This window comes from Actinomadura geliboluensis (assembly GCF_005889745.1).
In the GTDB taxonomy this organism is placed as follows: Bacteria; Actinomycetota; Actinomycetes; order Streptosporangiales; family Streptosporangiaceae; genus Spirillospora; species Spirillospora geliboluensis.
Genome location: NZ_VCKZ01000303.1, coordinates 1 through 11207, shown reverse-complemented (window position 1 = coordinate 11207; position 11207 = coordinate 1). Strand labels below are relative to the sequence as shown.

The following is an 11207-nucleotide window of genomic DNA, read 5'->3' as shown; positions in this document are numbered from 1 at the left end:
GCTCGCGGGCGGGGACGCCGAGCCCGGGGTGGCGGCCTGGGAGGTCACCAACCTGTACACCGTCGCGTCCGCGATCGCGCTGGCGGCGCGGCGGCGGGAGGAGACGCGCGGGAGCCACTGGCGGGAGGACTTCCCCGAGCGGGCGGACGGCGCGTGGCGCGGGCATCTGGTGACGCGGCTGACGGGGAACGTCCTGACGACCACGTACGAACCTCTGGAAGGAAAGCGCTCATGACACCTGAACTCTCGCAGCGCCTCAGCGCCGCCGGGCTCGATCCACAGGCTGTGGAAAACCTCGTCCGGACGGCGCTGGCCGAGGACGGGGAGGTCGACGTCACCAGTACGCCGATCTTCGCGCCGGACGAGACCGCGGCCGGGGACCTCCGGGCGCGGGAGACCGGTGTCGTCGCCGGCGTCCCGGTGGCCTGCGCGGTCTTCGAGGCGCTGGACGTCGCCTACGAGGCGAAGGCGGAGGACGGCGACCGCGTGGTGCCGGGGCAGGTCCTCATCTCGGTCAGCGGGCAGACCAGGGCCGTGCTGAGGGCCGAGCGGACGGCCCTGAACCTGCTCACGCACCTGTCCGGCATCGCGACGGCGACGCGGCGGTGGGCGGACGCCATGGACGGCACCAAGGCCCGTGTACGCGACACCCGTAAGACCCTTCCGGGGCTGCGCGCCCTGCAGAAGTACGCCGTCCACTGCGGCGGTGGGGTCAACCACAGGATGGGCCTGCACGACGCTGCGCTCATCAAGGACAACCACATCGCGGCGGCCGGTAGCGTCACGAAGGCTTACGAGGCGATCCGCGCCGTGTACCCGTCCCTGCACATCCAGGTGGAGTGCGACACTCTCGCGCAGGTGCGGGAGGCGCTGGAGGTGGGCGCGACGAGCATCCTGCTCGATAACATGACCGACGCTGAGATGGCCGAGGCGGTGCGCCTTGTGGCGGGGCGGGCGGAGCTTGAGGCCAGTGGTGGCCTTACCCTGGAGCGGGCCCGAGACGTCGCCGTTACCGGGGTGGACTACCTTGCCGTCGGCGCGCTGACGCACTCGGCGCGCGTGTTCGACATCGGCCTTGACTTTTCCTGACCAGCGGGGACCTGATGCTGCTCACCATCGACGTCGGTAACACCCAGACCGTCCTCGGCCTGTTCGAGGGCGACGAGGTGATCGAGCACTGGAGGATCAACACCGATCCGCGGCGCACCGCCGACGAGATCGCGGTGGTCCTGCAGGGCCTCGTCCAGCAGAGCCCCCTGCTGGCGGAGACCGACATCAGCGGCATCGCGCTGTGCTCCACGGTCCCGTCCGTCCTGCACGAGATGCGGGAGATGTGCCGCCGCTACTACGGCGACGTGTCCGCGGTGATCGTGGAGCCGGGCGTCAAGACGGGCGTCCCGGTCCGCATGGACAACCCCAAGGAGGTCGGCGCCGACCGCATCGTGAACGCGCTCGCCGCCGTCCACACGCACGGCGGGCCCGCGATCGTGGTCGACTTCGGCACCGCGACCACGTTCGACGCCGTGTCCGCGAAGGGCGAGTACGTCGGCGGCGCGATCGCCCCGGGCATAGAGATCTCGATAGACGCGCTGTCGTCGCGCGGTGCGCAGCTGCACAAGATCGAGCTGGTCCGGCCGCGCAACGTGATCGCGAAGAACACGGTCGAGGCGCTGCAGTCGGGGATAATCTTCGGCTTCGCCGGCCAGGTGGACGGCATCGTCGAGCGCATGTCGGACGAGCTGGCCGAAGACCCCGACGAGGTGACGGTCATCGCCACCGGCGGCCTCGCGCCGCTCGTGCTGGAGGAATCGCGCAGCATCGACGTCTTCGAGCCGTGGCTGACGCTCATCGGGCTGCGCCTCATCTACGAGCGCAACACCCCGTAGGGGACGAAGTCGTTCGCGGCGCGTCCGGCGGGCTGGATAGCCTTGGGACGTGAGTGACGAGACCTTCGACGAGCTCCCGGAGCAGATGCGCGTGCGCCGGGAGAAGCTCGACCGGCTCCGCGAGAGCGGGATCGACCCCTACCCGGTGACCTTCCCCCGCACGGCGACCATCGCCGAGATCCGGGCGAAACACCCGGACCTGGAGCCGGGCACCGAGACGGGCGAGAAGGTCGGCGTCACCGGTCGCGTCATGCTCATCCGCAACACGGGCAAGCTGTGCTTCGCCACCATCCGGGACGGCGGCGGCGACCTCCAGGTCATGCTGTCGCTGGCCAACGTCGGCCAGGAGCAGCTCGACTTCTGGAAGCGCGAGGTCGACCTCGGCGACCACATCGGCGTCGAGGGCGAGGTCATCACGTCCCGCCGCGGCGAGCTGTCCGTCATGGCCGACCGGTTCGCGATCACGTCGAAGTGCCTGCGCCCCCTGCCGGAGAAGCACGCCGGGCTGACCGACCCCGAGGCGCGGGTCAGGCAGCGCTACGTCGACCTCATCGTCAACGACGAGGCCCGCAAGATGGCGCGGATCCGCAGCGCGACCGTGCGCGCGGTGCGCGACTTCTGGCACGAGGAGGGCTACCTCGAGGTCGAGACGCCCATGCTGCAGCCCATCCACGGCGGCGCGGCGGCACGTCCGTTCAAGACGCACATCAACGCGTACGACATGGACCTCTATCTGCGCATCGCGATCGAGCTGTACCTGAAGCGGCTCGTCGTCGGCGGCATCGAGAAGGTCTTCGAGATCAACCGGAACTTCCGGAACGAGGGCGCGGACTCCACGCACAACCCGGAGTTCACGATGCTGGAGGCCTACGGCACGTACCTCGACTACAACGACATGGCCGACCTGACCCAGCGGATGTACCAGAAGGCCGTCGTCGCGGCCCTGGGCACCACCGTGGTCGTCCATGACGGGGTGGAGATCGACCTCGGGCTGCCGAAGTGGCCGCGCATCACGCTGTACGGGTCGGTGTCGGAGGCGCTCGGCGAGGAGATCACGCCGCACACGCCGATCGAGGACGTCCGCAAGCTCGCCGACGCCCGCGGCATCTCGTGGGACCCGAAGTGGGGGCAGGGCAGGCTCGTCCAGGAGGTCTTCGAGGAGCTGATCGAGCACACGCTCGTCCAGCCCACGTTCGTCATGGACTACCCGGTCGAGACGTCCCCGCTGACCCGCCAGCACCGCGAGGAGCCGCTGCTCACCGAGAAGTGGGACCTCATCGGCTTCGGGACGGAGCTCGGCACCGCCTACTCCGAGCTGGTCGACCCGGTCGAGCAGCGCCGCCGGCTCACCGAGCAGTCGCTGCTCGCCGCGGGCGGCGACCCGGAGGCCATGCAGCTGGACGAGGACTTCCTGCGCGCCCTGGAGTACGCGATGCCGCCCACGGGCGGGATGGGCGCCGGCATCGACCGGATGATCATGGCGTTCACCGGCAAGGGCATCCGGGAGACGATCCTGTTCCCGCTGGTCAAGCCCGAATAGTGACCGGCAGGTCGCGCAGGCCCCGCAGGACGAGGTTGTCCCGGTAGACGAGGCCGCCGCCCGCGGGATCGGTTCCGGCGAGGGCCACGTCGCGCTCGAAGAGCTTCTTCAGCGCGACCTGGCCTTCAAGCCGGGCCAGTGGTGCGCCCAGGCAGAAGTGGATGCCGTGCCCGAACGACAGGTGACGTGGCGCGTCCCGGCCTTCGGTGTAGCGGGTGAGGTCGAGACGGTCGGGATCGTCGAAAACGGCCGGGTCGCGGTTGGCGGCACCGGTCAGCAGTAGGACGAGCCTTCCGCGTTCTACGGGCGTACCGTCCAGCTCGACGTCCTCTAGGGCCGCCCTGAGCGTGAGCTGGACGGGCGGGTCGTAGCGGAGGAGCTCCTCCACGGCCGCTTGGACGTTCTCAGGCCGCGCCCTGAACAGCTCCAGTTGCGCGGGATCGCGCAGGAGCGCCAGAGCGCCGTTCCCTATGAGGTTCACGGTCGTCTCATGGCCCGCCACGAGCAGCAGCACGCACGTCGCAAGGAGTTCCTCCTCCGACAGGACGTCGCCGCCGTCCGAGACGCTCACGAGGGCGCTCAGGAGGTCGTCCTGCGGGCGGGCGCGCCGCTCGGCGGCGAGGTCCCGGAAGTACGCGGCGAACTCCTCGCGGGCCGTCTCGCGCCGGCCGATCTCGTCCTCCGGCAGGAGGAAGTCGGGGTCGAGGCCGCGGGCGAGGCTGTCGGACCAGCCCTTGAACAGGTCGCGGTCCCGTGGCGGGACGCCGAGCATCTCGCTGATCACGATGACGGGGAGCGGGTACGCGAGCGTCGCGATCAGGTCGACCTCGCCGGACACGCCGTCCAGCAGTTCGTCGACCAGCGCCTCGACCCGCGGCCGCAGCCGCTCGACGAGCCGCGGGGTGAACGCCTTGCTCACCAGCCGCCGGAGCCGGGTGTGGTCGGGCGGGTCCAGGGTGAGGAACGACCGGTTCCGGACCCGCGACTCGCGCCACAGCCCGCCGCCCTCCGGCCGGTGCCCGAACCGGGGGTCGCGCAGGACCTGCTCGCACAGGTCATAGGACGTGGTGACGCGCAGGCCGACCTCGGTGCGGTGCAGGCGGCGCCCACCGGCCGCAAGGCGCCGGTAGTGCGCGTACGGGTCGGCCCGGAACGCCGGATCCCCTGGATCGAAACCGAGCACCGCCGCGGCCTCGGCCTCCACGACCTGGGCTGTCCTGTCCTCCATATCCCCAGTCACCCGGAGATCAGACGACATGTCAATAGTGCTCCGGGCGCCGCGCGCGCCGGGCTTGTCGTCTTGAAGGTCGGGGTTGATCGCTTTCGCGTGCTCCGCCCCGTCTCGGGGGCGAATCCGGCGGGCCGCAGGGGCCATCCCGCACGCGGTGACGGTGGCGGGCCGGGGCCTCATTGCCCCTGGCCCATGGTGGTCAGGCGCTTTCGCGGATTACCAGTTCGGGGCGCTGGACGACCTGCCGGTGCTGGTGCGACTTGCCCTCGCCGATCTCCGCCAGCGCCAGTTCGGCGGCCTCCCAGCCCAGCTCGCGGCGCGGCTGCCGGATCGTGGTCAGCGGGACGGCGGCGCTCGCGGCCAGCTCGATGTCGTCGTAGCCGATGACGGCGATGTCGTCCGGGACGCGGACGCCGAGCCGGGTCAGCTCGTTGATCAGCCCGATGGCCAGCAGGTCGTTGGCGCAGAACACACCGTCCGGCCGCGGGGACAGGGCCATGACCTCGTGGGCGGCGGCCTGGCCCTCGGTGGGGCTCAGGGCGTCCTGGACGAGCGTGGCGGGCTCGCCGAGACCCGCCTCGACGAGGGTGCGGGCGGCGCCGTCGCGGCGGTCGACGCAGGGCAGCGGTTCCGGGACGCCCGTCACGAACACGATCCGCTCGCGGCCGATGCCGAGCAGCCGCGCGGCGGCGATCTCCCCGCCCGCGAAATGGTCGACCCGGGCCGAGCACGCGTCGGCCGAGTCGCGGTCGATCACCACGACGCTCATGCCGGCGGCGCGCAGCCGGGAGATGTCGCCGGGGTTCCCCCCGACGGGGATGATCAGGACCCCGGCGGCCTGCTGCTCCTCCAGGAGCTCCAGCGAACGGCGCTCCTTGGCGGACGAGTGGTCGCTGGAGAGCCAGAGGGCGTCGTGGCCCGCCTCGTTGAGGGCCGCCTCGGCGCCGCGCGCGACATCGGACGCGTACGGGTTGGCGAGGTCCTCGACGACGATGCCGAAGGCGCGCCGCGGCTGATCGCCGAACTCGCCCGCGGTGCGCTCGGGGCGCCGCCGGAGCCGCCGTGCGGACTCGTTCCGCACGAATCCGAGCTCCTCGATCGCCGCGCGGACGCGGTCACGGGTAGCTTCGGCCACGAGGTCTGGCCGGTTTAGGACATTCGAAACGGTCCCAACTGAGACTCCAGCCCGCCTCGCGACCTCACGAATACTGGTCTGTGGCAACTCGCTCCTCGTCCCGACCCAGGAGTGTTTCCCCAGGTAGTGGAGTTATGCGCGGTACAGAGCAAATCGAGCGACTACGGAACGTCGCCGATCGGACGCATACCGCATTTGGACAGCGCTTGACGGGCCGGATCCGGCCGCCTAGCGTTCCGAGCCGAAGCGTAGCTTGAAACGATTCACGATCTTGCTCAGCGGCAAGACGCGGCGAGTCCGACGAGGAGGGCCGGATGCGGATGGCTGGCGATCTCATCCCGTCTCCCTCGGACGACCAACGAGTGAATCGTCACCCGGAGTTCCCCCGTACGACCCCGCAATCGGCCAGGCGGCCACCTCCGGCCAAGCTCGTGAGACAGCAAAGGAACCCGATGATCTAAGTCCGGAGGGCTCCGGACCCGGCAACCCAACGCGCGTACAGATCGAGGCCCAACCCGTGCCTGTGCAGCGGACGGCTGCATCCCCGCGGTCATCACCACGGACGAGGGAGGACGGAGTGGAAACAGCCACACTCGCACGTCGTGGCACCGACGATTTCGGGCTGAGCGAGGAGGAGATCCGGCTGCTCGCCCAGATCGCGAGCGGTGTCACCGCCGATGTGGCGGCACGCAAGCTGGAGCTGAGCGCACGGACCTTGCGGCGCCGGTTGCGGACGATCTGCGACCGGCTGGAGGTCAACACTCCTATCGAGGCCGTGGTGTGGGCGGCCCGGAGGCAGCTCATCTAGCCGGCTTCACCCCCCGACGCTCGCCAGGGGACGGGCGAGCGTCACCGAGAGATCCAGGCGGCGAACCGAACTCCGTCCGACCCCGCAGCGGCGGCGCCGGCGCCCTGGCAGGTAGGTCCCTGCAGGTGGCGTCGCCGCGGACGGCGTTCAACCCCCATGGATCCCCTAGTCATGCGCACATCCGCAGTCGCACATCCGCGGAGTAGGCGCACACCCACTCAGTCCTGCGCACACTCGTATTGCGCATGCGCTTCGGTGGCGTCCGGGACCGGGCGTGGGCCGGGTCAGGCGACGCGGACGCCGCCCGCGAAGGGCCGCCCGTCCATGGAGGCGATCTTCACGACGTCGCCGGTGTGCGGCGCGTGGATCATCTTGCCGCCCCCGATGTACATCCCCATGTGGTGCAGGTCGGCGTAGAAGAACACGAGGTCGCCCGGCTGGAGCTGGCTGCGCGACACGTGGGTGCCGGCGTTCCACTGGCTGCCGGTGTAGTGCGGCAGGTTGATGCCGACCTGCTTGTAGGCCCACATCGTCAGGCCGGAGCAGTCGAAGGTGCTCGGCCCGGAGGCGCCCCAGACGTACGGGCGGCCGAGCTTGCCCATCGCGTACCGCAGCGCCTGGGCGGCCTTGCCGGTGCCGATGACGGGGAGCTTCGCGAGCTGGGACGGGTCCCGCTTGACGATCGTGCCGCGGACCTTCTCGTAGGCGTCGGTGACCTTCTTGCGCTGCGCGTCGAGCTGGGTCCGCAGCTGCTTGACCTGCGCGGCGCGCGATTCGGCGGACTTGCGGGCGCGCTGGGCGGCCTGCATCGCCTGCATGAGGCCGAGCACCTTGGTGCTGTCGCGCTTGGCGAAGTAGTTGAGGGTGGCGGCCTGGTCGAGGACGGCCTGCGGGTCCTGGGAGGCGACGAACGAGACCGTCGGATCGGAGCCGCCCTGCATGTAGCTGGTCGCGGCGAGGGTGCCGACCTTCTGCCGGATCGCCTGGAGCGACTTCTCCTGCCGCTCGGCGTTCTCGGTGGCGACCTCGGCGGCGCGCTTGGACTGCGCGAGCTTCACCTTCAGGCCGTTGTACTGCTCGGTGAGCTGCTCCAGCTGGTCGGCGAGCTTGAAGGCCTGGGAGCGGAGTTCTTTGGTGGACGGCTCGGGATCGGCGTGCGCGACGGCGACGGTGTGCGGAGCGGCCGTCAGCGCGACGAGCGCGCCGGCCACGGTGACCGCGCGGCCGCGGAAGCGTCGAAGGGAAGCAGACCGCGAGTGCTGCACGAGTTCTCCTCTCCTCGACCGCCTACCGGGTTAGCTGACGGGTTGGGGCCGGAGCAGCCCGTCCGCGAGCGTGCGCGGGCCAGGCCGCGGCGCTGCGGATTCACCCCTGACGGCGGCTGCTTCGGGGCAATCCCCGGAAACGCTCCGAAAGTGGGTCCCCGGCTCCTCGGGGCGCTGGTTCGCGGCCCGTGGACTCGGCGGTTCGGCCTCCGTTCTGCGGGTGGCCGATGTCAGCGATGGACACTAACGGAATGCGGATTGGATGCCAACCAGATCCTGTGAAGTCGCAGGTCGGACGGGCGGGGCGCGCTTCCGCCGGCGGCCTCCGCGGGCCCTCGGCGATGTGTTCTGGGTCACTTTTCAGCGGCCCGAGCGGCCTATCTAGTCGCTTTTATCTAGTCACCCTTCTGCCGTGCTCACCACGCGTATGCGCACGCCGACGTTCGGCAAGGTCCGGTGTTCGATAATCTCGCCTGTTTGTGGAGGTCGTGATCCGGCGTGCCCGTACCGCCGATGTCCAGGAGATCCGCAGGCTGGTCGATCTGTACGCCGGGTCGGGGCGACGCCTGCTGAAGAAGTCGACGGTCAAGCTGTACGAGGACGTCCAGGAGTTCTGGATCGCCGAGGACGTCCAGCACGGGACGCCCGGGCGCGTCGTGGCCTGCGGGGCCCTGCACGTCATGTGGGAGGACCTCGCGGAGGTCCGGTCCGTCGCCGTGGACAAGGGGTACGGCGGACGCGGCATCGGCCACCGCATCGTCGCCCGCCTGCTGGAGACGGCGCGTGAACTCGGCGTGCGGAGGGTGTTCTGCCTTACCTTCGAGGTGGACTTCTTCGCGCGCCACGGCTTCGAGCAGATCCTCGGTACACCGGTGTCGCCTGAGGTGTATGAGGAGCTTCTCCGCTCTTACGACGAAGGCGTGGCAGAGTTCTTGGACCTCGACCGGGTCAAGCCGAATACGTTGGGCAACACCCGGATGTTGCTTCGCCTGGAGGACTGCCCCAAATGAGCGATTCCCCCCACCGCGGACGGCGTTACCAACCGCCGCAGGGCCAGGGTGCCTACGGTCCCCCGCCCCCGTACCAAGGTCCCCAGTGGCAGCAGCAGCCACAGCACCAGCAGCCACAGCAGCAGTGGCAGCAGCCCCAGCAACCTCAGCAGGACTGGGGGCGCTCCTACGAGCCGTCCTACGACCAGTACGGCGACTCCCAAGGCTCCTATGGTTCCCAGGGCAGCGAGATGGAGTTGGCGCCCATTCACCGCAGGGCCGGCGCCAGGGTCATCGACAACGCCCTCGTCGCCGTCTTCGGGTTCGCGCTCATCCTGCCCGTGACGGTCGCCGCGTTCGGCCTGGGCGGTGAAGGCGGCAACGACGAGGAAGAGGCCGGCGTCTGGAACTGGCCCATCATCTTCACCCTGTTCTTCGTCATGTCCGTGCTGCCGTTCCTCTACGAGGCCGTCCAGCTGTCCATGTGGGGGCGGACGCTGGGCAAGCGGATCCTGGGCCTGGGCATCGTGCAGGCCCGTCCCGCGGGTGAGCCGATGACCACGACGCAGGCGATTTGGCGCGCTGGGATCGTCCACGTCGGCTACCAGGTCGGTGTCTTCTTCTTCCTGGTCCTCGCGGTGATGGTGTGGGAGTACGCCGCGTACGGGATGGCGCTGGTCTGGGTGGGCGGTCTGATGGCCTACCTGTGGGCGATCTGGGACCAGCCTCTGCACCAGGCGCTGCACGACCGTTTCGCCGGCACGCTGGTCATCGACGAGCGAGGCACGTACGAGGAGTACGGCGACGACCAGTACACCGAGTACGCGGAGTAAGTCCGCGATGGCGGTTTCCCTCGCCGACCCGGGGCAGCGCCTGCTCGCGCGCGTGGTCGACACGCTCATCGTCGGTGTGCCCGTCATCGTCGTCGTCCGCGAACTGGTGTCCGGGCACCTGGTGGACGTCGTCGCCCCGCCCGCCGTGGCGGGGTGCATGCTGCTGTACGAGGCGGTCCAGCTCGCCCTCTGGGGCCGGACGCTCGGCAAGCGCTTCGCGGGCATAGAGGTCGTCACCGCCCTGCCGGAGGGAACATCCGCCCTATCGGGCGCCAGGGCGGACCAAGAGGCCGCAGGGGGCGCTGGCGCCGCCCAGGGTGCGGGGGAGCCGGGTGCCGCGGCCAACGGCGGAGTGAGCTTCCTCCCGGCGTCCGTGCCGGGGTTCGTGCCCGCCGCCAAGCCCGAAGGGCCCGCCGCCGTGCCCGCGGAGGCAGGGACGCCCAAGGACGCCTCAGCCCCTCCCTCGCCCGAGTCCTCCCCCGGGGGCGCGCCGGAGGCCACTCACGCGGAGACAGCGGCCGAGGGGCTCGCTGAGCGGGTGGAGGCCGAGGCCCGGCCGGGCGTTCTGCAGTGCGTTCTCCGCGCGGCGGTTTATTCGCTGCCGATCGCGATCCGCCCGATTCCCGTGGCCGGTGTGCTGGCGAGCGTCTTCTGGGTCGTGAACGCCGGTGTCATCTTCGAGGGGACGCGCCGCCAGGCCGTCCATGACAGGCTCGCGGGGACGCTAGTGGTAAAGCGCGGGACGCCCGATTCCCCGGCCTTCTGAGGGCCACTCGCGCGCGTACGGGCACGCTCACGGCGCCTTGATCCCTGGTTACACGCCCGGATGCATCGCGGCACGAGGGTATTCGCTGCCTTCTACATGCTTTTGCGGAGAGATGGCCGGGTCTGTTTCGGACGCACGGGCTTGGCCGGGTCAATCCCAGCTCGTTCCGGTTACGGCCCTGAATCGAGCGGGGATCTGTCTCGTCCCGGATGCCGCCTCCGGATTGAATGCCCTTCGGCCGCCCCTTGCCGTGCCGCCTGCGGTGTCGCTTCTTAGCGGTACTGGACTTACTCTGGATGGGACAGGGTCTCACCCGGAACGGACTTTCCCGGGCCCATGCGCGCCGTGGGGCGGACAGGGCGGCGTTCGCCCCGGGGATCCCGGCCGGGCGGTTGTTGAAGTAGGCAACGGGCGGTCGGATTGTGCCACAATCACCTGATTTCCCTGGCTGAACCATGCGCGGCGCGGTTCGTCGGGGATCACGCTCGGCGACTTCCGCTCGCACCCCGCCGGAACCGATTTTCGGCCCGGCTCCCGGTCCGGTTATCTCTCCACATCCCCGGGTCAGGGCGATGATCTGTGCATTCCGTTGCCGGCTGATCTCCCGCGCATACCCGTCCGCATACCGGTCCCTTGCGCGCCCATACGCGGTTCCGTGCGGCTTCAGGCGTTCTCTCGCGGGCGTCCGGCGTCGTCCCTGGTCCCCGGCGGCTCCCGCCTCGGGCCGGACGGCGGGGCGCTCGATGATTCGCGG

General features: G+C 70.0%; 10 protein-coding genes, 1 pseudogene and 1 riboswitch. Of the genes and pseudogenes, 8 read left to right on the top strand and 3 right to left on the bottom strand.

Going from position 1 to position 11207, the window contains the following annotated elements; translation table 11 throughout:
- The 4 genes and pseudogenes from ETD96_RS31820 to lysX form a co-directional block, all read left to right on the top strand.
- Window positions 1-235: pseudogene (locus ETD96_RS31820) on the top strand (hypothetical protein); the annotation flags it as partial.
- A complete protein-coding gene (gene nadC / locus ETD96_RS31815; protein WP_138640186.1) occupies window positions 232-1089 on the top strand; it encodes a carboxylating nicotinate-nucleotide diphosphorylase in 858 nt (285 codons plus the stop codon). The pseudogene ETD96_RS31820 and the gene nadC, both read left to right, overlap by 4 nt.
- A 14-nt stretch (window positions 1090-1103) precedes the next feature.
- Window positions 1104-1886 carry a type III pantothenate kinase gene (locus tag ETD96_RS31810; protein WP_138640185.1) on the top strand — a complete coding sequence of 261 codons (783 nt, stop codon included), beginning with the start codon at window positions 1104-1106 and terminating at the stop codon, window positions 1884-1886.
- A gap of 85 nt (window positions 1887-1971) precedes the next feature.
- Window positions 1972-3426 (top strand): bifunctional lysylphosphatidylglycerol synthetase/lysine--tRNA ligase LysX, encoded by a 1455-nt coding sequence (gene lysX / locus ETD96_RS31805; RefSeq protein WP_240808372.1) that lies wholly within the window; start codon window positions 1972-1974, stop codon window positions 3424-3426.
- Here lysX and ETD96_RS31800 read toward each other — a convergent pair.
- Entirely contained in the window at window positions 3413-4654 is a 1242-nt protein-coding gene (locus ETD96_RS31800; protein ID WP_138640183.1) for a cytochrome P450, read from the bottom strand. The genes lysX and ETD96_RS31800 overlap by 14 nt on opposite strands.
- Before the next feature lie 202 nt (window positions 4655-4856).
- Window positions 4857-5879, bottom strand: a complete 1023-nt coding sequence (locus ETD96_RS31795) for a LacI family DNA-binding transcriptional regulator (protein WP_171069323.1) — start codon at window positions 5877-5879, stop codon at window positions 4857-4859.
- Window positions 5880-6369: 490 nt separating this feature from the next.
- On the opposite strand from ETD96_RS31795, the gene ETD96_RS31790 reads away from it, so the two are divergent.
- A complete protein-coding gene (locus ETD96_RS31790; protein ID WP_021591725.1) occupies window positions 6370-6600 on the top strand; it encodes a transcriptional regulator in 231 nt (76 codons plus the stop codon).
- 284 nt (window positions 6601-6884) lie between these two features.
- On the opposite strand, the gene ETD96_RS31785 is transcribed toward ETD96_RS31790, so the two are convergent.
- Window positions 6885-7865, bottom strand: coding sequence for a C40 family peptidase (locus ETD96_RS31785; RefSeq protein ID WP_240808371.1), 981 nt, complete (start codon window positions 7863-7865; stop codon window positions 6885-6887).
- Between the two features lie 3 nt (window positions 7866-7868).
- Window positions 7869-8075: riboswitch (cyclic di-AMP (ydaO/yuaA leader) on the bottom strand.
- Between the two features lie 269 nt (window positions 8076-8344).
- Here ETD96_RS31785 and ETD96_RS31780 point away from each other — a divergent pair.
- The 3 genes from ETD96_RS31780 to ETD96_RS47015 are packed head-to-tail and all read left to right on the top strand — an operon-like array spanning window position 8345 to window position 10453.
- Window positions 8345-8875, top strand: coding sequence for an amino-acid N-acetyltransferase (locus ETD96_RS31780; protein ID WP_387078145.1), 531 nt, complete (start codon window positions 8345-8347; stop codon window positions 8873-8875).
- Window positions 8872-9687, top strand: coding sequence for an RDD family protein (locus ETD96_RS31775; RefSeq protein WP_138640181.1), 816 nt, complete (start codon window positions 8872-8874; stop codon window positions 9685-9687). The genes ETD96_RS31780 and ETD96_RS31775 overlap by 4 nt, the downstream gene beginning before the upstream one ends.
- 7 nt (window positions 9688-9694) lie before the next feature.
- Window positions 9695-10453 carry an RDD family protein gene (locus ETD96_RS47015; protein ID WP_240808370.1) on the top strand — a complete coding sequence of 253 codons (759 nt, stop codon included), beginning with the start codon at window positions 9695-9697 and terminating at the stop codon, window positions 10451-10453.
- The last annotated feature ends 754 nt before the right edge of the window (window positions 10454-11207 follow it).

Excerpts from the sequence above, each read along its gene's own strand:
- nadC (WP_138640186.1), top strand. The coding sequence starts at position 232 with ATGACACCTGAACTCTCGCAGCGCCTCAGCGCCGCCGGGCTCGATCCA.
- ETD96_RS31810 (WP_138640185.1), top strand. The coding sequence starts at position 1,104 with ATGCTGCTCACCATCGACGTCGGTAACACCCAGACCGTCCTCGGCCTG.
- lysX (WP_240808372.1), top strand. The coding sequence starts at position 1,972 with ATGCGCGTGCGCCGGGAGAAGCTCGACCGGCTCCGCGAGAGCGGGATC.
- ETD96_RS31800 (WP_138640183.1), bottom strand. The coding sequence starts at position 4,654 with ATGGAGGACAGGACAGCCCAGGTCGTGGAGGCCGAGGCCGCGGCGGTG.
- ETD96_RS31775 (WP_138640181.1), top strand. The coding sequence starts at position 8,872 with ATGAGCGATTCCCCCCACCGCGGACGGCGTTACCAACCGCCGCAGGGC.
- ETD96_RS47015 (WP_240808370.1), top strand. The coding sequence starts at position 9,695 with ATGGCGGTTTCCCTCGCCGACCCGGGGCAGCGCCTGCTCGCGCGCGTG.